Annotated in this window: 16 protein-coding genes; 15 read left to right on the forward strand and 1 reads right to left on the reverse strand. The window is 72.8% G+C overall.

Annotated features, from left to right (window positions below; genetic code table 11):
- Window position 1: 1 nt before the first annotated feature.
- The 13 genes from ACIQBJ_RS17425 (at window position 2) to ACIQBJ_RS17485 (ending at window position 14485) form a co-directional block, all read left to right on the forward strand.
- A complete protein-coding gene (locus ACIQBJ_RS17425; protein WP_400710296.1) occupies window positions 2–1648 on the forward strand; it encodes a UDP-N-acetylmuramoyl-L-alanyl-D-glutamate--2,6-diaminopimelate ligase in 1647 nt (548 codons plus the stop codon).
- Window positions 1645–3048 carry a UDP-N-acetylmuramoyl-tripeptide--D-alanyl-D-alanine ligase gene (gene murF / locus ACIQBJ_RS17430; RefSeq protein WP_400710299.1) on the forward strand — a complete coding sequence of 468 codons (1404 nt, stop codon included), beginning with the start codon at window positions 1645–1647 and terminating at the stop codon, window positions 3046–3048. Before ACIQBJ_RS17425 ends, murF begins: the two co-directional genes overlap by 4 nt.
- A complete protein-coding gene (gene mraY / locus ACIQBJ_RS17435) occupies window positions 3045–4106 on the forward strand; it encodes a phospho-N-acetylmuramoyl-pentapeptide-transferase (RefSeq protein ID WP_400710302.1) in 1062 nt (353 codons plus the stop codon). The genes murF and mraY overlap by 4 nt, the downstream gene beginning before the upstream one ends.
- Window positions 4103–5527 carry a UDP-N-acetylmuramoyl-L-alanine--D-glutamate ligase gene (gene murD, locus ACIQBJ_RS17440; RefSeq protein WP_400711347.1) on the forward strand — a complete coding sequence of 475 codons (1425 nt, stop codon included), beginning with the start codon at window positions 4103–4105 and terminating at the stop codon, window positions 5525–5527. The genes mraY and murD overlap by 4 nt, the downstream gene beginning before the upstream one ends.
- Window positions 5528–5641: 114 nt before the next feature.
- Window positions 5642–7006, forward strand: coding sequence for a putative lipid II flippase FtsW (ftsW, locus tag ACIQBJ_RS17445; RefSeq protein WP_400710305.1), 1365 nt, complete (start codon window positions 5642–5644; stop codon window positions 7004–7006).
- A 6-nt stretch (window positions 7007–7012) separates the two neighbouring features.
- Complete coding sequence (gene murG, locus ACIQBJ_RS17450; RefSeq protein ID WP_400710308.1) at window positions 7013–8119, forward strand: undecaprenyldiphospho-muramoylpentapeptide beta-N-acetylglucosaminyltransferase; 1107 nt, start codon at window positions 7013–7015, stop codon at window positions 8117–8119.
- The gene (locus ACIQBJ_RS17455; protein WP_400710311.1) at window positions 8112–8885 is read left to right on the forward strand and encodes a cell division protein FtsQ/DivIB; all 774 of its coding nucleotides are present in this window, start codon (window positions 8112–8114) and stop codon (window positions 8883–8885) included. Before murG ends, ACIQBJ_RS17455 begins: the two co-directional genes overlap by 8 nt.
- Window positions 8886–9219: 334 nt before the next feature.
- Window positions 9220–10428, forward strand: coding sequence for a cell division protein FtsZ (ftsZ, locus tag ACIQBJ_RS17460; protein WP_400710314.1), 1209 nt, complete (start codon window positions 9220–9222; stop codon window positions 10426–10428).
- On the forward strand, window positions 10425–11159 hold the full coding sequence (pgeF, locus tag ACIQBJ_RS17465; protein WP_400710317.1) for a peptidoglycan editing factor PgeF: 735 nt from the start codon (window positions 10425–10427) through the stop codon (window positions 11157–11159). The genes ftsZ and pgeF overlap by 4 nt, the downstream gene beginning before the upstream one ends.
- Window positions 11156–11944, forward strand: a complete 789-nt coding sequence (locus tag ACIQBJ_RS17470) for a YggS family pyridoxal phosphate-dependent enzyme (RefSeq protein ID WP_400710320.1) — start codon at window positions 11156–11158, stop codon at window positions 11942–11944. The genes pgeF and ACIQBJ_RS17470 overlap by 4 nt, the downstream gene beginning before the upstream one ends.
- Before the next feature lie 202 nt (window positions 11945–12146).
- Window positions 12147–12764 carry a cell division protein SepF gene (locus tag ACIQBJ_RS17475; protein WP_400710323.1) on the forward strand — a complete coding sequence of 206 codons (618 nt, stop codon included), beginning with the start codon at window positions 12147–12149 and terminating at the stop codon, window positions 12762–12764.
- A 76-nt stretch (window positions 12765–12840) separates the two neighbouring features.
- Window positions 12841–13128 carry a YggT family protein gene (locus ACIQBJ_RS17480; protein ID WP_099898494.1) on the forward strand — a complete coding sequence of 96 codons (288 nt, stop codon included), beginning with the start codon at window positions 12841–12843 and terminating at the stop codon, window positions 13126–13128.
- 46 nt (window positions 13129–13174) lie between these two features.
- Window positions 13175–14485, forward strand: a complete 1311-nt coding sequence (locus ACIQBJ_RS17485; protein ID WP_400710326.1) for a DivIVA domain-containing protein — start codon at window positions 13175–13177, stop codon at window positions 14483–14485.
- 251 nt (window positions 14486–14736) lie between these two features.
- Here ACIQBJ_RS17485 and ileS read toward each other — a convergent pair whose 3' ends face one another.
- Window positions 14737–17868 (reverse strand): isoleucine--tRNA ligase, encoded by a 3132-nt coding sequence (ileS, locus tag ACIQBJ_RS17490; protein WP_400710329.1) that lies wholly within the window; start codon window positions 17866–17868, stop codon window positions 14737–14739.
- 586 nt (window positions 17869–18454) lie between these two features.
- Between ileS and ACIQBJ_RS17495 the strand changes: the two genes are divergently transcribed.
- Both ACIQBJ_RS17495 and lspA read left to right on the forward strand, forming a co-directional pair.
- Entirely contained in the window at window positions 18455–18961 is a 507-nt protein-coding gene (locus tag ACIQBJ_RS17495) for a TraR/DksA family transcriptional regulator (protein ID WP_400710332.1), read from the forward strand.
- Between the two features lie 151 nt (window positions 18962–19112).
- On the forward strand, window positions 19113–19805 hold the full coding sequence (lspA, locus tag ACIQBJ_RS17500; protein ID WP_400711350.1) for a signal peptidase II: 693 nt from the start codon (window positions 19113–19115) through the stop codon (window positions 19803–19805).
- Window positions 19806–19828 lie beyond the last annotated feature (23 nt).

Here is a 19828-nt window from a genome sequence, read left to right on the forward strand (position 1 = left end):
GATGAGCGACACCCCCGAGCGCCCCGCGCGCGAAGTGAGCAGCGTCACGGCCGAGCAGGCCCGGTTTGGCCCCGGGGGCCGTGCGGCCGATAGCCTTCCGGCCGTGCCGAAACCCGATCAAATCTCCGCGAGTCCGCCCCGTCCGAGCCGTGCCGCGGCACTGCCCCTCGCCGAGGCGGCCCGGCTGCTCGGGCTGGCCCCCCTGGACGGCCCCGAGGTCACCGGCGTCACCCACGACTCCCGGGCGGTGCGGCCCGGCGACGTGTACGTGGCCTTCCCCGGCGCCAACCACCACGGCGCGGCGTTCGCCGCGGGCGCGGCGGCGGCCGGCGCGGTCGCGGTGCTCACCGACCCGGCCGGGGCCGAGCTGGCGGCCGGCGCCGGGGTGCCGCTGCTGGTGGTGGAGCGCCCGCGCGAGGTGATGGGCGCGCTGGCCGCCGCGGTCTACGGGGCGCCCAGCGAGCGGATGCTGATGATCGGTCTGACCGGCACCAACGGCAAGACCACCACCTCCTACCTGGTCGAGGGCGGCCTGCGCGGGGCCGGCCGGCTCCCCGGCGTGATCGGCACCGTGGAGATGCGGGTCGGCGACGACCGGATCAAGTCCGAGCGGACCACCCCCGAGGCCACCGACCTGCACGCGGTGCTCGGTGTGATGCGCGAGGCCGGCGCCGACGCGGTGGTGATGGAGGTGTCCAGCCACGCGCTGGTCTACGGCCGCACCGACGGCGTGGTCTACGACGTCGCGCTGTTCAACAACCTGACGCCGGAACACCTCGACTTCCACCCCGACATGGAGGACTACTACCGGGCCAAGGCCCGGCTGTTCGAGGAGGGCAAGGCCCGCCGCGGCGTCGCCAACCGGGACGACTCCTACGGCCGTCGGCTGGCCGGCGAGGCCCGCATCCCGATGACCACCTTCTCGGCGGCCGGCGACCCGGCCGCCGACTGGCGGGCCGTCGACGTCCAGCTCGGCCCGGCCGGTTCGACGTTCCGGGTGCTCGGCCCGGACGGCGAGCGGGCCGACGCCGCGGTGCCGCTGCCCGGTCCGTTCAACGTGGCCAACGCGCTCGGCGCGATCACCGCGCTGGTCACCGCGGGCGTCGACCTGGACGCCGCGGTCGCCGGGGTGGCCGCCGTCCCCGGCGTGCCCGGCCGGCTGGAGAAGGTCGAGGCCGGCCAGGACTACGTCGCCGTGGTCGACTACGCGCACAAGCCGGACGCGCTCAGCGCCGTCCTCGCCTCGCTCCGCGAGGTCACCAAGGGCCGGCTGCACGTGGTGGTCGGCTGCGGCGGCGACCGCGACCCCTACAAGCGCGCGCCGATGGGCGCGATCGCCGCCCGGCTCGCCGACACCGCCGTCCTGACCAGCGACAACCCGCGCTCCGAGGACCCGCTGGCGATCCTCGCCACCATGCTGACCGGCGCCACCGAGGTGCCCGAGCAGGAGCGCGGCGAGGTGCTCGCCGTCCCCGACCGGAGCGAGGCGATCGCCCTCGCGGTGTCCCGCGCGCACAGCGGCGACACCGTCCTGGTGGCCGGCAAGGGCCACGAACTCGGCCAGTACGTCAAGGGCGAGGTCCGCCCGTTCGACGACCGTCAGGTCCTGCGGACCGCGATCGAGCACGTGAGGGAGGCGGGGCGATGATTCCCCTGACGCTTGGTCAGGCCGCGCAGGCGGTCGGCGGCACCCTGGACGGCGCCGACCCGGCGGCCGCGATCACCGGCGGCGTGGTCACCGACAACCGGCGGATCGAGCCCGGCGGCCTGTTCGTCTGCGTGCTCGGCGAGCGCGTCGACGGCCACGACTTCGCCGCGAAGGCGGTCGCCGACGGCGCGGTCGCGGTGCTCGCCACCCGCCCGGTCGGGGTGCCCGCGATCCTGGTCGACGACGTGGTGGTGGCGCTCGGCCGACTGGCCCGGGCCGTGGTCGCCGGCGCCCCGCAGGCCGCCGTGGTCGGTCTGACCGGTTCCTCCGGCAAGACCTCCACCAAGGACCTGATCGCCCAGGTGCTGTCCGCGGCCGGCGAGACGGTCTACGCGGACGGCAACGCCAACAACGAGATCGGCCACCCGCTGACGGCGCTGCGGATCTCCCCGACGACCCGTCACCTGGTGCTGGAGATGGGCGCCCGGCACAAGGGCGACATCGAGTACCTGACCGGGATCACCCCGCCCACCGTCGGCCTGGTCCTCAACGTCGGCAGCGCGCACGTCGGCGAGTTCGGCTCCCGGGAGGGCATCGCCGAGGCCAAGGGCGAGATGGTGGAGGCCCTTTCGGCCGACGGCGTCGCCGTGCTGAACGCCGACGACCCGCTGGTACGGGCGATGCGCACCCGCACGAAGGCCCGGGTGGTGCTGTTCGGCGAGAGCCCGGACGCCGACGTGCGGGCCACCGGAGTTCGCCTGGACGCCACCGGACGGCCACGGTTCACGCTCAGCACCCCGGCCGGTTCCGCACCCGTGCAGCTGCGCCTGTACGGTGAGCACCACATCTCGAACGCCCTCGCCGCCGCCGCGGTGGCGGTGGAGCTCGGGATGCCCGTCGACCGCGTCGCCGAAGCACTCAGCGAGGCCGGTGCGCTGTCCCGCTGGCGCATGGAGGTGGTCGACCGGGCCGATGGCCTCACCGTCGTCAACGACGCCTACAACGCGAACCCGGAGTCCATGCGGGCCGCGCTGCGGGCTCTGGCGACGATGGCGGGCACCGGGCCGGAGCGCCGCCGCACCTGGGCGGTGCTCGGCGAGATGCGGGAGCTCGGCGAGGACAGCCTCGACGAGCACGACACCATCGGACGGCTCGCGGTCCGGCTCGACATCAGCAAGCTGGTGGCGGTCGGCGGACGCGAGGCGGCCCGGATGGAACTGGGCGCGAGGAACGAAGGTTCGTGGGGTGAGGAGTCGGTGCTGGTGTCCGACACGGACGCGGCGATCGAGCTGCTGCGCAGTCAGGTCCGGCCGGGGGACGTGGTCCTGGTGAAGGCATCCCGTTCGGCCGGCCTGGAGAAGGTCGCCGAGGCACTGCTCGCGGACGGTGCCGCCCGGTGAAGCAGATCCTCTTCGCCGGCATGATCGGCCTGGTGCTGACCCTGCTCGGCACCCCCGCCCTGATCAAGCTGCTCGCCAAGCACGGCTACGGCCAGTACATCCGCGACGACGGCCCCAAGGCGCACCACAGCAAGAAGGGCACGCCCACCATGGGCGGCATCGCCTTCATCCTGGCGACCCTGATCGCGTACTTCGCCACCAAGGCGATAACGGGCGTGTCGCCCAGCGCCTCCGGCCTGCTGGTGCTCTTCCTGACCGCGGGCATGGGCCTGGTCGGCTTCCTCGACGACTACATCAAGGTGGTCAAGCGCCGCTCGCTGGGCCTGCGGGCCAAGGCGAAGCTGCTCGGCCAGTCCTTCGTCGCGCTGGCGTTCGCCGTGCTCGCCCTGCAGTTCGAGGACAACCGCGGCCTGACCCCGGCCTCCGACCACCTGTCCTTCGTGCAGGACTTCAAGTGGTCGATCGGCCCGGTGCTGTTCGTCATCTTCGCCTACTTCATGATCGCCGCGATGTCGAACGGCGTGAACCTGACGGACGGTCTGGACGGCCTGGCCACCGGCGCCTCGGTGATGGTCTTCGGCGCCTACACCTTCATCGGCCTCTGGGAGCACAGCCAGAACTGCGCCTACGCGATCCAGGCCACCGCCTCCTGCTACGACGTCCGCGACCCGCTGGACCTCGCCGTGGTCGCCGCCGCCCTGATGGGCTCCTGCTTCGGCTTCCTGTGGTGGAACACCTCGCCCGCGAAGATCTTCATGGGCGACACCGGCTCGCTCGCCCTCGGCGGCGCGCTGGCCGGCCTGGCCGTCGTCTCCCGCACCGAGCTGCTCCTCGCCGTGCTCGGCGGCCTGTTCGTGATCATCACTCTTTCGGTGATCATCCAGGTCGGCTCGTTCCGGATGACCGGCAAGCGCGTTTTCAAGATGGCGCCGCTCCAGCACCACTTCGAGCTCAAGGGCTGGAGCGAGGTCCTGATCGTGGTCCGGTTCTGGATCATCCAGGGCCTGTGCGTCGCCGTCGGACTCGGACTCTTCTACGCGGGATGGGTGACCGGATGAACAACCCGGAGTGGGCCGGACTGCCGGTCGTCGTCGCCGGACTCGGCCTCTCCGGGATCAGCGCCGCCCGTGTCCTGCACGGCCTCGGCGCCCGGGTCACCGTCGTGGACGGCGGGGACGGGCCGGGCCTCGCGGCCAAGGCCGCCCCGCTGGCCGAACAGGGTGTCACCGTCCGCCTCGGCGACGGCGCGAGCCTGCCCGAGGGCACCCGACTGGTCGTCACCTCGCCCGGCTGGGCCCCCGGCAGCCCGCTGTTCGCGGCGGCCGCCGCCGCGGACGTCCCGGTCTGGGGCGACGTCGAACTCGCCTGGCGGCTGCGCACCCCGCACCCCGCCACCGGCGAGCCCGCCCCCTGGCTGGCCGTCACCGGCACCAACGGCAAGACCACCACCGTCCAGATGCTCGCCTCGATCCTGACCGCGGCCGGCCGGCGCACCGCCGCCGTCGGCAACGTCGGCGTCTCGGTGCTGGACGCCGTGCTGGCCGAGGAGCCGTACGACGTGCTGGCCGTCGAGCTGTCCAGCTACCAGCTGCACTGGGCGCCCTCGCTGCGGGTGCACTCCGCCGCCGTCCTCAACCTCGCCCCCGACCACCTCGACTGGCACGGCTCGATGGAGGCGTACGCCGCCGACAAGGGCCGGATCTACCAGGGCAACCAGGTCGCCTGCGTCTACAACCTGGCCGACCCCGCCACCGAGGCGCTGGTCCGCGAGGCCGACGTCGAGGAGGGCTGCCGGGCGATCGGCTTCGGCCTCGACGCGCCGCGCGTCTCCCACCTCGGCGTGGTCGACGGCCTGCTGGTCGACCGGGCCTTCGTCGCCGACCGGGCCAACTCCGCGGCCGAACTCGGCGCCGTCGCCGACGTGAACCCGCCTGCCCCGCACAACATCGCCGACGCGCTGGCCGCCGCCGCGCTGGCCCGCGCCTACGGGGTCGACGCCAAGGCGGTCCGCGACGGCCTGCGCGCCTTCAGCCCCGACAAGCACCGGATCGCGCACGTCGCCGAGGTCGACGGCGTGACCTGGGTCGACGACTCCAAGGCCACCAACACCCACGCCACCGCCGCCTCGCTGGCCGCCTACCGGCCCGTGGTGTGGATCGCCGGCGGCCTGGCCAAGGGCGCCGCCTTCGACGAGCTGGTCGCGGGCGCCGCCGACCGGCTGCGCGCCGCGGTGCTGATCGGCCAGGACCGGCAGCTGATCCGCGAGGCGCTGGAGCGACACGCCCCCGACGTCCCGGTGTTCGAGCCCGCCCCGGGCGAGACTGGCGCCGGGGCGATGGCCGCGATCGTCGCGGCCGCGGCCGCCGTCGCCGAGAAGGGCGACACCGTCCTGCTGGCGCCCGCCTGCGCCTCGATGGACATGTTCACCGACTACGGTGAGCGCGGCGACCTGTTCGCCGCCGCCGTCCGCGCGCTGTAGTCCAGGAGCGCACCGCCGGGGGCGGGCGGAACCGCACGCCCCCGCCCGTTCCTCCGGCCCGTTCCCCGAAGCCCGTCCCTCGAAGCCCATTCCCTCGAAGCCCAGGAGGTCGTGGTGCCCACCACGGAGAAGCCGCCGCGCGAGCGCCTGCGGCTGATCTCGGCGACCACGACCACCTTCAAGTCGGCCGGCCCGGTCGCCCGGGCCCGGGCCGCCCGGGAGCGGTTCGGGTACCTGATGGCCCGTCCGCTGACGCCCTACTACCTGATCCTGGGCGCCACCCTGCTGCTGGTGGTGCTCGGCCTGGTGATGGTGTTCTCGGCCTCGCAGTCCTTCGTCACCGAGCACGGCCTGCCGATGACGTTCTTCTTCCGCAAGCAGCTGGTCGCGCTGCTGCTCGGCGGCGCCCTCGCGGTGGTGCTGACCCGGGCCCCGGTCAAGGTGCTGCGCCGGGCCGTCTACCCGCTGCTGTTCGGCGTGGTCGGCGCGCTGGTGCTGGTGGCGATCCCCGGCATCGGCTCGCGGATCAACGGCAACCGGAACTGGATCAGCCTGGGCTTCTTCCAGGTCCAGCCCTCCGAGTTCGCCAAGCTGGCGCTGCTGCTCTGGGCGGCCGACCTGCTGGCCCGCAAGCAGCGCACCCACATGCTGGACCAGTGGAAGCACCTGCTGGTCCCGCTGGTGCCGGGCACCGTCGTGCTGATGATGCTGATCATGATCGGCGGCGACATGGGCACCACCATGGTGCTGGTCGCCATGCTGTTCGGCCTGCTCTGGATGGTCGGCGCCCCGCTGCGGCTGTTCGCCGCCACCCTCGGCATCGCGGTGGTCGCCTGCACCGCGCTGATCATCACGGTGCCGCACCGGCTGGGCCGGCTCTCCTGCGTCGGCATCACCAAGCCCGACCCGAACCTGGACTGCTTCCAGGCCCTGCACGGCCTCTACGCCCTGGCGGCGGGCGGGCCGTTCGGGTCCGGACTGGGCGCCGGCGTCGAGAAGTGGGGCCAACTCCCCGAGGCGCACACCGACTTCATCTTCGCCGCGACCGGCGAGGAACTGGGCCTGGTGGGGACGCTGTCGGTGCTCGCCCTCTTCGCGGCACTAGGCTACGCGGGTATCCGAGTGGCCCTCGGTACCGCGGACCCGTTCGTCCGGTACGCGGCGGGCGCCGCCACCACCTGGATCATGGCGCAGGCCGTGGTCAACCTGGGGTCGGCGCTGGGACTCCTGCCCATCGCGGGCGTCCCGCTGCCGCTGTTCTCGTACGGCGGTTCGGCGATGCTGTCGGCCATGTGCGCCGTCGGGCTGCTGCTGTGCTTCGCGCGCAGCACCCCGGCGGCGAAGGCAGCGCTGGCTGCCCGGCCCCGCAGGTGGCGGAAGGGGGCCAACTCCCGGTTCGGGCCCGTCCTGGGCCGGGTGCTGCCAGGTAGGAAGACCACAGCGCGCGAGGCCGCCCGGCCGCCGCGCAGGGAGCGGTGAATTTCGGTGCATGTCGTACTCGCCGGCGGCGGGACCGCCGGCCACATCGAGCCGGCCATGGCGCTCGCGGACGCGCTGCGCAGGCACGACCCGTCCGTCGGGATCACCGCGCTCGGCACCGAGCGGGGCCTGGAGACCCGGCTGGTCCCGGAGCGCGGCTACGAACTGGCGCTGATCCCGGCCGTCCCGCTGCCCCGCAAGCCCACCCCGGAACTGATCACCGTCCCCGGCCGGCTGCGCGGCACCGTGCGCGCCGCCCAGGAGGTGATCGAGCGGGTCAAGGCGGACGCGGTGGTCGGCTTCGGCGGCTACGTGGCGATGCCCGCCTACCTGGCCGCCAAGCGGGCCGGGGTGCCGATCGTGGTGCACGAGGCGAACGCCCGCCCCGGCCTGGCCAACAAGATCGGCGCCCGCTACAGCGACTTCGTGGCGGTCTCCACCCCGGACTCCAAGCTCCGCGACTCCCGCTACATCGGCATCCCGCTGCGCCGCACCATCGCCACCCTGGACCGCGGCACCGTCCGCCCGGAGGCCCGGCACCACTTCGGCCTCGACCAGCGGCTGCCCACCCTGCTGGTCTCCGGCGGCTCGCAGGGCGCCCGCCGGCTGAACGAGACGGTGCAGGCGATCGCGCCCCGGCTCCAGCAGTACGGGGTGCAGATCCTGCACGCGGTCGGCCCGAAGAACGAGCTGCCGGTCATCGACGACATCCCGGGCATGCCGCCGTACCGGGCGCTGCCCTACCTGGACCGGATGGACCTCGCCTACGCGGCGGCCGACATGATGCTCTGCCGGGCCGGCGCGATGACGGTGGCCGAGCTGGCCGCGGTCGGCCTGCCGGCCGCGTTCGTGCCGCTGCCGATCGGCAACGGCGAGCAGCGGCTGAACGCCCAGCCGATGGTGAAGGCGGGCGGCGGCCTGCTGGTCGACGACGCCGAGCTGACCACCGACTGGGTGCTGAAGAACGTGCTGCCGGTGCTGACCGACCCGGCCCGGCTGTGGGAGATGTCGCGCGCGGCCGCCGAGTTCGGCCGCCGGGACGCCGACGACCTGCTGGTGCAGATGGTCTACGAGGCGATCGAGGCCGCCCGCGGCGGCCGCCGCCGTGGCTGAGCAGGACGACGAGGAGGAGTTCGGGGCGGAGGCCGACGAGGCCCGCCCGCCCCGGCTCCGGCTCTCCCGGCGCGGCGTCACCGTGCTGGTGGCGCTGGGCGCGCTGCTGGTCGGCGGCCTGGTCTGGACGGTGTTCTTCTCCGCCGCGCTGGACGTCCGCCGGGTGGCGGTGCAGGGCCTGGACTCCGGGCAGTTGACCAGCGACGAGGTCGAGCGGGCGCTCGGCGCCACCGCGCGCGGCCCGCTGGCCCGGGTCGACCTGGACGAGGCCCGGGCCGAGGTGGCGAAGGTCCCGCGGGTGGCCGAGGTCGAGGTCTGGCGGGGCTGGCCGCACACCCTGCGGGTCAAGGTGACCGAGCGCCGGCCGGTGGCCGCGGTCAAGGCCGACGACGGCCGGTTCGTCCAGGTCGACGCCCGGGGTGTGGAGTTCGCCACCGAGCCGCAACCCCCGTCCGGCGTCCCGGTGGTGGCCCTGCAGCTGAGCGGGCCGGCCCAGGACGCGCTCCCGGTGGTGGACCGTCCGAGCCTGGTCCGGGCGGCGATCACGGTGGCGGCGGGACTGCCGCCGGCCGTGGCGAAGCAGGCCGGTTCGCTCACGGTCTACTCGTACGACGACATCCGGCTGCAGCTGGCCTCGGGCGCCACCGTGCGCTGGGGGAGCGCGGAGCAGACCGCCCGCAAGGCCGGGGTGCTGACCGCGCTACTGGCCCGGAAAGCCGGGAATTACGACGTGAGTGCTCCGGATGCCCCGGCGGTATCCGGTTGATTTGGTAAGTTCTGTGCCGGGGGGCGGTATTGACGGAGCCACGGCTCCGGTCCGACCCTTGGTGGTCACCCCGGTTTCACCGAGGGGTCGATGATCACATAGGCTCAAAAGAAAAAGGGAAGCTCGGCGTGTTCGTTGAAACACGCGCCGGTTGCGACCTACTGTCCTGTGTCAACGAGCTGTGCTCGACACCGCGGTGACACCGGCACAGCCATAACCCTCAACCTCAAGTTTAGGGTTCGGGTTGGAACCACGTGCTTCCCACCCATCGACATCCGTCGGCCTTCACAATCCAGGGGAGCCGACCCGGAAATTCGAGGCGAGAGGCCCCGACGTGGCAGCACCCCAGAATTACCTCGCGGTCATCAAGGTCGTCGGCATCGGCGGCGGCGGAGTCAACGCCATCAACCGGATGATCGAGGTCGGGCTCAAGGGCGTCGAGTTCATCGCCATCAACACCGACGCCCAGGCGCTGCTGATGAGCGACGCCGACGTGAAGCTCGACGTCGGCCGCGAACTGACCCGCGGCCTCGGCGCCGGTGCCAACCCGGAGGTCGGCCGGAAGGCCGCCGAGGACCACCGCGAGGAGATCGAGGAGGTCCTCAAGGGGGCCGACATGGTCTTCGTGACGGCCGGCGAGGGCGGCGGCACCGGCACCGGCGGCGCGCCCGTGGTGGCCAACATCGCCCGCTCGCTCGGCGCGCTCACCATCGGCGTGGTCACCCGCCCGTTCACCTTCGAGGGCCGCCGCCGCGCCAACCAGGCCGAGGACGGCATCGCCAGCCTGCGCGAGCAGGTCGACACCCTGATCGTGATCCCGAACGACCGGCTGCTGTCGATCTCCGACCGCCAGGTCTCGGTGCTGGACGCCTTCCGCTCCGCGGACCAGGTGCTGCTCTCCGGCGTGCAGGGCATCACCGACCTGATCACCACCCCCGGCCTGATCAACCTGGACTTCGCCGACGTCAAGTCGGTCATGTCGGACGCCGGTTCGGCCCTGATGGGCATCGGCTCGGCCCGCGGCGAGGACCGCGCCAAGGCCGCCGCCGTGATGGCGATCTCCTCGCCGCTGCTGGAGGCGTCCATCGACGGCGCCCGCGGCGTGCTGCTCTCCATCTCGGGCGGCTCCGACCTCGGCCTGTTCGAGATCAACGAGGCGGCCCAGCTGGTCAGCGAGGCGGCCCACCCCGAGGCGAACATCATCTTCGGCGCGGTCATCGACGACGCGCTCGGCGACGAGGTCCGGGTCACCGTGATCGCGGCCGGCTTCGACGGCGGCCAGCCGCCGGCCATCGTCCGCGAGCCGGTGGTCAAGTCGACCTCCTCCGCGGCCGCCGCCCCGGAGCGCCCGACCACCCGCCCGACCTACGGCAGCATCGGCTCGGTCACCCGCGCCGAGGAGCCGGCCCGGCAGTCGGAGCCGGCGGCGCCCGCCCCGGTGACGGCCACCGCCCCGCCGGTGCCGCCGCAGGTGCAGCCGGTCCGCCAGCCCTACGTCGAGAGCCCCGCGGAGGAGCTCGACGTGCCGGACTTCCTGAAGTGATCGACAGATCCTTCCGCGACGGTGCTCACTTCGCCTCCACCACCCGGTGGGGCGGGGTGAGCACCTCGCCGTACGGGGAGCTCAACCTCGGCGGTGCGGTGGGTGATTCGCCCGAATCCGTCAAGCAGAACCGTTTCTTCGCGGCCCGGGAACTGGGCCTGGACCCCGCCGACGTGGTCTGGATGAACCAGGTGCACGGCGCCGGGGTCGCGGTGGTGACGGAGCGCCAGCCCGACGGCACCGCCCCGACGGTGGACGCGGTGGTCACCGACCGCCCGCTCGCCCTCGCGGTGCTCACCGCCGACTGCACCCCGGTGCTGCTGGCCGACCCCGCCGCCGGAGTGGTCGGCGCGGCGCACGCCGGCCGCCCGGGCCTGGCCGCCGGGGTGGTCCCCGCCGCGGTCGAGGCGATGCGCGCCCTCGGGGCCCGCCCCGAGCGGATCATCGCCGTCACCGGCCCCGCGATCTGCGGCCGCTGCTACGAGGTGCCGGCCGAACTGCGCGCCGAGGTGGCCGCCGCCGTCCCGGCCGCGCACGCCGAGACCTCCTGGGGCACCCCCGCGCTGGACGTCCCCGCCGGGGTCGCGGCCCAGCTCGCCGCCGCGGGCGTCCGACAGGTCGAACTCTCGTCCGTCTGCACGCTGGAATCCCCGGACCACTACTCCTACCGTCGGGAGCAGCGGACCGGCCGACTCGCCGGCTACGTCTGGCTGGGGCCCTCACACTCATGACGAACGACATCTACGGTCCGTTCCCGGGCGCCCCCGCCTTCGCGGCCGGGCTGACGGGGGCTCAGCGGGCCCGCTCGGAGCAGCTCGCCGCCAACCTGGAGGTGGTGGAGCGCCGGATCGCCGACGCCTGCGCCGCCGCGGGCCGCCCGCGCGAGGAGGTCACGCTGATCGTGGTGACCAAGACCTACCCGGCCGAGGACACCGCGCTGCTCGCCGGACTCGGCGTCACCGACGTCGCGGAGAACCGCGACCAGGACGCCGGGCCCAAGGCCGAGCAGTGCGTGAACCTGCCGCTGACCTGGCACTTCGTCGGCCAGTTGCAGACCAACAAGGCCCGCTCGGTGGTCCGTTACGCGGACCTGGTGCACTCGGTGGACCGCGGACGGCTGGTCGACTCGCTGGCCGCCGCCGTCCGGGCCGCCGAACGCCCGCCGCTGGGCTGCCTGGTCCAGGTCGCCCTCGACAAGGAGGCCGGGGAGGGGGAGCACCGCGCGGGCGTCGCCCCGTCCGAGGTGCTCGCGCTGGCCGACCGGATCGCCGACACGCCCGGGCTGCGCCTGGACGGTGTGATGACCGTCGCACCGCTGGCCGGGCCGCTGGCGGGCGATCCGGCCCGGGCCTTCGAACGCCTCGCGGAAATCGCAAGCGCCGTACGCGCGACCCATCCGGCTGCCACGATGGTTTCGGCAGGGATGAGTGGGGACTTGGAGCAGGCCATCGGCACCGGGGCGACACATGTACGCGTCGGTACGGCGGTACTCGGAGTGCGGTCACCGCTCGGGTAACGTCACCGAGTAAGTAGATCAGACTGCAGGACAAAATAGGACAGAACCTAGCAGATGATCAGTCTGCTGGTAAACCGTGGATCGCACCGAGCGCACACCTCCGCGGCCTGACGGACCGCCGGCCCGACACACCGTGCGAGGACGTGGGCCCCGGCACCCGCAGGGCGGACGCGGTGGGCGCATGAGCGGAGGAGACAGCAGCATGGCCGGCGCGATGCGCAAGATGGCGGTCTATCTCGGCCTGGTCGAGGACGAGACCTACGACAGCCAGGGGTACGACCCCGACGACGACTACGACAGCGACCCGGAGCCGATCCGCACCGGTCGGACCGAGGACCTCCGGGCCGAGCGGCCCGTCCCCGCCCCCGCCGAGCGGCCGGCCCCCGTGGCCCAGATCGCCCCCCAGTCGGTTCCGGCCGCGGTGCCGATCCGGCAGGAGCAGCCGCGGATGGCTCCCGTGTCGTCCATCACATCCGAGCGCCACCGCAACCTGGAGAAGAGCACCCCGGTGATCATGCCCAAGGTCGTCAACGAACGAGAGCCCTACCGCATCACCACGCTGCACCCGAGGACCTACAACGAGGCCCGTACCATCGGGGAACAGTTCCGCGGCGGCACCCCTGTGATCATGAATTTGACCGAGATGGACGACACGGACGCGAAGCGGCTCGTAGACTTCGCCGCTGGACTGGTCTTCGGTCTGCACGGCAGTATCGAGCGCGTGACGCAGAAGGTGTTCCTGCTGTCGCCTGCTAACGTCGATGTCACGGCGGAGGACAAGGCTCGGATCGCCGAGGGTGGGTTCTTCAACCAGAGCTGACCCGGTCACGACTGCACGTGTGGATCGAGCGACAGTGCGTCACTGACGGAACGTCGGCCAGGGAGAGGGAGACGCGATGATCTTCGGTTCGGTGCTCTACTGGGTGCTGACCGTGTTCCTGCTGATCCTGCTCTTCAGGCTGGTCATGGACTGGGTGTTCCAGTTCGCCCGCTCATGGCGCCCCGGGAAGGCCATGGTCGTGGTGCTGGAGGCCACGTACACTGTCACGGATCCGCCGCTCAAGCTTCTTCGGCGCTTCATCCCGCCGTTGCGTCTCGGGGGCGTGGCGCTCGACCTGTCCTTCTTCGTACTGATGATCATTGTGTATGTCCTGATCTCGCTCGTGCAGCGCCTGTCGTTCTGAACGATGCGACAGGATGCCGGTCCGACGATCACGTTGAGGTGAAGAGATGCCATTGACCCCCGAGGACGTTCGGAACAAGCAGTTCACGACCGTCCGCCTGCGCGAAGGCTATGACGAGGACGAGGTCGATGCCTTCCTCGACGAGGTCGAAGCCGAGCTGACCCGCCTGCTGCGCGAGAACGAGGACCTGCGCGCCAAGCTGGCCGCCGCCACGCGTGCCGCCGCGCAGAACCAGGCGAACATGCGCAAGGAGCAGCAGGCCCCGCAGGACGGCGGCCGCCCCGGCGCCCCGGTGCCCGCCGCCATATCCGGCCCGCCGGTGCCCGGCCAGCAGGGCCCCGGTCCGCAGCAGCTCGGCGGCCCGCAGCAGGGCATGGGCAACCAGCAGGGCATGGGCAACCAGCAGGGCATGGGCAACCAGCCGCTGGGCCTGCCCTCCGGCGCCCCGCAGCTCCCGGCCGGTCCGCAGCAGGGCATGGGCGGCCCGATGGGCAACCCGATGCAGCAGCAGATGGGCCAGACCATGGGCGGCCAGCAGCAGCTGGTCCAGCCGATGGGCGGCCAGATGCTGCAGCCGATGGGCAACCCGATGCAGCAGCAGATGGGCCAGCCGATGGGCGGCCAGCAGCTCCAGCCGATGGGCGGGCAGCTGCAGCCGATGGGCAACCCGATGCAGCAGCAGATGCCGCAGCAGAACCCCGGCGGCGACAGCGCGGCCCGGGTCCTGGCGCTCGCCCAGCAGACCGCGGACCAGGCCATCTCCGAGGCCCGCTCCGAGGCCAACAAGATCGTCGGCGAGGCCCGCAGCCGCGCCGAGGGCCTGGAGCGGGACGCCCGCTCGAAGGCCGACGCCCTAGAGCGGGACGCCCAGGAGAAGCACCGCGTCGCGATGGGCTCGCTGGAGTCCGCCCGCGCCACGCTGGAGCGCAAGGTCGAGGACCTGCGCGCCTTCGAGCGCGAGTACCGCACGCGCCTGAAGTCCTACCTGGAGACCCAGCTGCGCCAGCTGGAGTCGCAGGCGGACGACTCGCTCGCCCCGCCGCGGATCCCCGCCACCGCCTCGCTGCCGCCGGCCGCGTCGTCGATGGCGCCCGCCGGTGCCAGTGCGATGTCCTCCGCGGCGCCGTCGTTCGGGTCGAACCCGTCCTTCGGCGGCAACCAGTCCTTCGGCGGCGCGTCCTTCGGCGGCTCCGGCGCCCCGTCCTTCGGCGGCGCGTCGAACGGCTCGAACGGCGCGATGGCCCCGGCGGGCATGACCCAGCCGATGGCGGCCGTCCGGCCGCAGCCCCCGCAGCCGATGCAGCAGGCGCCCGCTCCGATGCGCGGGTTCCTGATCGACGAGGACGGCGACAACTAGGCGGTCCTGCAACACCAAGATCCGCCCGAGGAGGGGAGTTCCCCTCGTCGGGCGGATCTTTTGTGTCTCCGGTGGCAGCCCGCCGCGCCCCGGGCGGGGCGGGGAAGCGCTGCGCTTCGGCTGCCCGGGGAGTCCGAAGGCCGAGGCGCTGCGCTTTCGGCGATGCCCTGCCGAGGCGCTGCGCTTCGGCGAGGCGGGGCCGAAGCGCAGCGCTCCCGCCGCTGCCCTGCCAGCCGAAGCGCAGCGCTTGGTCAGGCCTTGCGGAGGGTGAACTCCAGGGCGAGGGCCTCGTCGGTGAAGCGCGGGGCGTCGGGGTCGGTGACGGTGAGGCCGAGGGAGTCGGCCAGGACCTCGGCGGCCACCAGGTCCTGATGTTCCGTCAGGGCCGCGAGGACGGCCCGGTCGGTGCTGGTGAGCTGCAGGTGGATGTGGTCGGTGATCTCCAGGCCGGAGTTCTTCCGGGCGTCCTGGATCAGCCGGACCGCGTCGCGGGCCACGCCGAGGTGCTTGAGCTCCGGGGTGATCTCCAGGTCGAGGGCGACGGTGGCGCCGGACTCGCCGGCGACGGACCAGCCCTCGCGCGGGGTCTCGGTGATGATCACCTCCTCGGGGGAGAGGGCGACCGTCTCGCCGTCCAGTTCGACCGAGGTGGCGCCGGTGGCGCGCAGTTCGGCGGAGAGCCGGGCGGCGTCGGTGGCGGCGACGGCCTTGGCGACGTCCTGGACGCCCTTGCCGAAGCGCTTGCCGAGGGCCCGGAAGTTGGCCTTGGCGGAGGTGTCGACCAGCGAACCGCCCGCTTCGGAGAGGGACTGCAGCTCCAGCACGTTGAGCTCGTCGGCGATCTGGGCCCGCAGGTCCGTCGGCAGCTCCTCCCAGCCCTGGGCGGCGATCAGCGCGCGGGACAGCGGCTGGCGGGTCTTGACGCCGGACTCGGCGCGGGCGGCGCGGCCGAGCTCGACCAGGCGGCGGGCCAGCACCATGTGGCGGGACAGCTCGGGGTCGACCAGCGTCTCGTCGGCGACCGGCCAGCTGCTCAGGTGGACGGAGGCCGGGGCGTCCGGGACGACCGGGACGACCAGGTCCTGCCAGACCCGCTCGGTGAGGAACGGGGTGAGCGGGGCCATCAGGCGGGTGACGGTCTCCAGCGCCTCGTGCAGGGTGGCGAGCGCCGCCGGGTCGGCCTGCCAGAAGCGGCGGCGGCCGCGCCGGACGTACCAGTTGGACAGGTCGTCGACGAAGCCGGACAGCAGCTTGCCGGCCCGCTGGGTGTCGTACGCCTCGTAGGCGGCGTCGACCTCGCGCACCAGGGTGTTCAGCTCGGACAGCACCCAGCGGTCGAGGACCGGGCGGTCGGCCGGGGCCGGGTCGTCGGCGGAGGGGGCCCAGCCGGCCGGGCGGGCGTACAGGGCCTGGAAGGCGACGGTGTTCCAGTAGGTGAGGAGGGTCTTGCGGACCACCTCCTGGATGGTGCCGTGGCCGACCCGGCGGGCCGACCAGGGGGAGCCGCCGGCGGCCATGAACCAGCGCACCGCGTCGGCGCCGTGCTGGTCCATCAGCGGGATCGGCTGCAGGATGTTGCCGAGGTGCTTGGACATCTTGCGGCCGTCCTCGGCCAGGATGTGGCCCAGGCAGACGACGTTCTCGTAGGAGTTCTTGTCGAAGACCAGGGTGCCGACGGCCATCAGCGTGTAGAACCAGCCGCGGGTCTGGTCGATCGCCTCGGAGATGAACTGCGCCGGGTAGCGCTGCTCGAACAGCTCCTTGTTGCGGTACGGGTAGCCGTACTGCGCGAACGGCATCGAGCCCGAGTCGTACCAGGCGTCGATCACCTCGGGCACCCGGACCGCGGTGGCGGAGCACTGCGGGCAGGGGAAGGTGACGGCGTCGATGTACGGCCGGTGCGGGTCCAGGCCGGACTGGTCGGTGCCGGTCAGCTCGGAGAGCCGGGCGAGCGAGCCGACGCAGGTCAGGTGGTCGTCCTCGCAGCGCCAGATCGGCAGCGGGGTGCCCCAGTAGCGGTTGCGGGACAGCGCCCAGTCGATGTTGTTGTTCAGCCAGTCGCCGAAGCGGCCGTGCTTGACCGTCTCCGGGTACCAGTGGGTGGCCTCGTTCTCGCGGATCATCGCGTCCTTGACGGCGGTGGTCCGGATGTACCAGGACGGCTGCGCGTAGTAGAGCAGCGCGGTGTGGCAGCGCCAGCAGTGCGGGTAGCTGTGCTCGTACGGGAGGTGGCGGAACAGCAGGCCGCGGGCGTCGAGGTCGGCGACCAGGGTCTCGTCGGCCTTCTTGAAGAACACCCCGCCGACCAGCGGCACGTCGGCGGCGAAGGTGCCGTCGGTCTCGACCGGGTTGACCACGGGCAGGCCGTAGCGGCGGCAGGTCGCGAGGTCGTCGGCGCCGAACGCGGGCGACTGGTGGACGATGCCGGTGCCGTCCTCGGTGGTGACGTAGTCGGCGGTCAGCACGTAGTGCGCGTCCGGGATCTCGACCAGGTCGAACGGGCGCCGGTAGGCCCAGCGCTCCATCTCGGCGCCGGTGAAGGACTCGCCGGTGGCCTCCCAGCCCTCGCCGAGGGCCTTGCCGAGCAGCGGCTCGGCGACCACCAGGCGCTCGTTCCCGTCGGTGGCGACCACGTAGGTCACCTCGGGGTGGACGGCGGCGGCGGTGTTGGAGACCAGCGTCCACGGGGTGGTGGTCCACACCAGCAGGGCGGCGGTGCCGGCCAGCGGGCCGGAGGTGAGCGGGAAGCGGACGAACACCGAGGGGTCGACCACGGTCTCGTAGCCCTGGGCCAGCTCGTGGTCGGACAGGCCGGTGCCGCAGCGCGGGCACCAGGGGGCGACCCGGTGGTCCTGGACCAGCAGGCCCTTGTCGAAGATCTGCTGGAGCGACCACCAGACCGACTCGATGTAGGACGGGTCCATGGTGCGGTACGCCTCGTCGAGGTCGACCCAGTAGCCCATCCGCTCGGTCAGCTCGACGAAGGCGTCGGTGTGCCGGGTCACCGACTCGCGGCACTTGGCGTTGAACTCGGCGATGCCGTACTTCTCGATCTCGGGCTTGCCGGAGAAGCCCAGCTCCTTCTCCACCGCCAGCTCCACCGGCAGGCCGTGGCAGTCCCAGCCGGCCTTGCGGGCCACGTGGTAGCCCTTCATGGTGCGGTAGCGCGGGAAGACGTCCTTGAAGACCCGGGCCTCGATGTGGTGGGCGCCCGGCATGCCGTTGGCGGTCGGCGGGCCCTCGTAGAACACCCACTCGGGGCGGCCCTCGGACTGCTCCAGGCTGCGCCGGAAGATCTTCTGGTCCCGCCAGAAGGAGAGGACCTGGTGCTCCAGCGCGGGCAGGTCGACCTGCGCGGGGACGGCGTTGTAGGTGGGGGACATGGCGGGCTCTCAACCTCCGGCGGATGCGTGGACTGGCTCCGACGGAGGGACGAGGCGGCGAGCCGCCCCGCGGTACCACCCTCCTTGACCGCGCGCGCTGCGGCCCTCTCTTTGGGTTTGCGGCCGGTTCTACTGGGCCCCGGACTGCGGGCCGTTCTTCCGGCGGCTCCGGGGTGATCTTCCCGCCGCGCACACCCCCGGGCTCACACCGCCCCCGGGTCGCTCCTGGCTGCGTACGTCGGTACTCGTCCCATCTGCGCCTTGCAGGGCCCAGTGTATCGGCCTCCGCAAGCCGATTCGCGCACCCGCGAGCCGGGCCCCGGGTGGTTAGCCGGGGGCGATCTGGGCACAACTTGTGCAGCACCGACCCGGCGGCGGCTGCGCGGGTGGGATCGGCGCAACGCTTCGGTATGTCCCGTTGTGGGTGGATTCGATGAGGTTTATCGTTCCGGGACCGGCAAGATCGTCGGGAACCGACGCATCTGATCATTCGTGAATGAGGTCGAAAGCCATGGCGGAGAAGGCGACAGGAAACGTGACCACGAGGTCGCGCGAGGCCATGGCGGGCGACCCAGGGGAGGGGACCGTGAGCACCAGCACCGCACGGCGGAAGACCGGCACCACCGGACGCGAGGCGGCCACCAGCCGCACCCACGTACCCGCGGGCTCCGGCGCCCGCGGCGCCGAGGCCGCGGACCCGGCCGACCTGCCGGTCCGCCCCGGCGAGGACCCGTGGACGGCCGAGGAGGTCACCGAGCTGCACGCCGAGCTGGCGGCCGACCTGCTCCGGCTGCGCGCCGAGATCGAGGCCTCCGAGGCCGCCGTGGCCGGCCTGATGCGCGACTCCAACGACGGCGCGGGCGACGACCAGGTCGACGCCGGCACCAAGAACATCAACCGGGAGAGCGAGCTGGCCCTCGCCAGCAACGCCCGCGACAGCCTGGCCCAGACCGAGCACGCGCTGGCCCGCCTGGAGGGCACCGGCTTCGGCCTGTGCGAGTCCTGCGGCCAGCCCGTCGGCAAGGCCCGGCTGCAGGCCTTCCCGCGCGCCACCCTCTGCGTCAGCTGCAAGGCCAAGCAGGAGCGCCGCTGACGCTCCGCGCCCGTGGGCCCCGGGGCCGCCGCCCCGGGCGGGCCGCCCCGGCGGCCGGGAGGCAATCCCGGCCGCGGCGGCCATCGGGGCGGGCGGTGTCGTACGCTCGTCCCCGTAATGTCGAACGGTTTTCCCCACGGCAGCGGAGCGGATCATCAGCACGCCAGGTTCCCACCAGACCCAGGACGAAGCCGTCCCCACCGCCCGGCCCAGCGCGGCGGGTGAGCCCGTGAGCGCGCCCGAGGAACAGCCGGCCGCCGGCAGCGGGGCGACCGCCGCCGAGGGCACCCGCGCCGTGGTGCGCCGCCGCCGGATCAGCCTGCTGCTGGCCGTCGCGCTGGTCGCCTACCTGGTCGACCTCGGCTCCAAGCTGCTGGTGGTCGCCCGGCTGGAGGGCCGGACCGACCCGATCAAGGTGATCGGCGACTGGATGACCTTCCAGGTGATCCGCAACCCCGGCGCCGCGTTCAGCATGGGCCAGGCGATGACCGTGCTGTTCACCGCCATCGCGGTCGGCGTCATCGTGGTGATCTGGCGGATCGCCCGCCGCCTCTACAGCCTGCCCTGGGCGATCGCCCTCGGCCTGCTGCTCGGCGGCGCCCTCGGCAACCTCACCGACCGGCTGTTCCGCGCCCCGTCGGTGTTCCGCGGGCACGTGGTCGACTTCATCTCGGTCCAGCACTTCGCCGTCTTCAACCTCGCCGACTCGGCGATCGTCTGCGGCGGCATCCTGGTGGTGCTGCTCTCCTTCCGCGGCTCCAACCCGGACGGCAGCACGCACAGCGCCCCCGCGAAGGGCGAGGCGGACTCCCCGGAGGAGAAGCCGGAGTCGGACGGCTCCTGACCCCGTACGCACGAGGGCCCGCC

It is taken from the genome of Kitasatospora sp. NPDC088391 (genome assembly GCF_044753345.1).
Lineage (GTDB): Bacteria > Actinomycetota > Actinomycetes > Streptomycetales > Streptomycetaceae > Kitasatospora.

Bases quoted from the DNA above. Each gene is read 5' to 3' on its own strand.
- ACIQBJ_RS17425 (WP_400710296.1), top strand. From the start codon at position 2: ATGAGCGACACCCCCGAGCGCCCCGCGCGCGAAGTGAGCAGCGTCACG.
- murF (WP_400710299.1), top strand. From the start codon at position 1,645: ATGATTCCCCTGACGCTTGGTCAGGCCGCGCAGGCGGTCGGCGGCACC.
- murD (WP_400711347.1), top strand. From the start codon at position 4,103: ATGAACAACCCGGAGTGGGCCGGACTGCCGGTCGTCGTCGCCGGACTC.
- ACIQBJ_RS17470 (WP_400710320.1), top strand. From the start codon at position 11,156: ATGACGAACGACATCTACGGTCCGTTCCCGGGCGCCCCCGCCTTCGCG.
- ACIQBJ_RS17475 (WP_400710323.1), top strand. From the start codon at position 12,147: ATGGCCGGCGCGATGCGCAAGATGGCGGTCTATCTCGGCCTGGTCGAG.
- ACIQBJ_RS17480 (WP_099898494.1), top strand. From the start codon at position 12,841: ATGATCTTCGGTTCGGTGCTCTACTGGGTGCTGACCGTGTTCCTGCTG.
- ACIQBJ_RS17485 (WP_400710326.1), top strand. From the start codon at position 13,175: ATGCCATTGACCCCCGAGGACGTTCGGAACAAGCAGTTCACGACCGTC.
- ileS (WP_400710329.1), bottom strand. From the start codon at position 17,868: ATGTCCCCCACCTACAACGCCGTCCCCGCGCAGGTCGACCTGCCCGCG.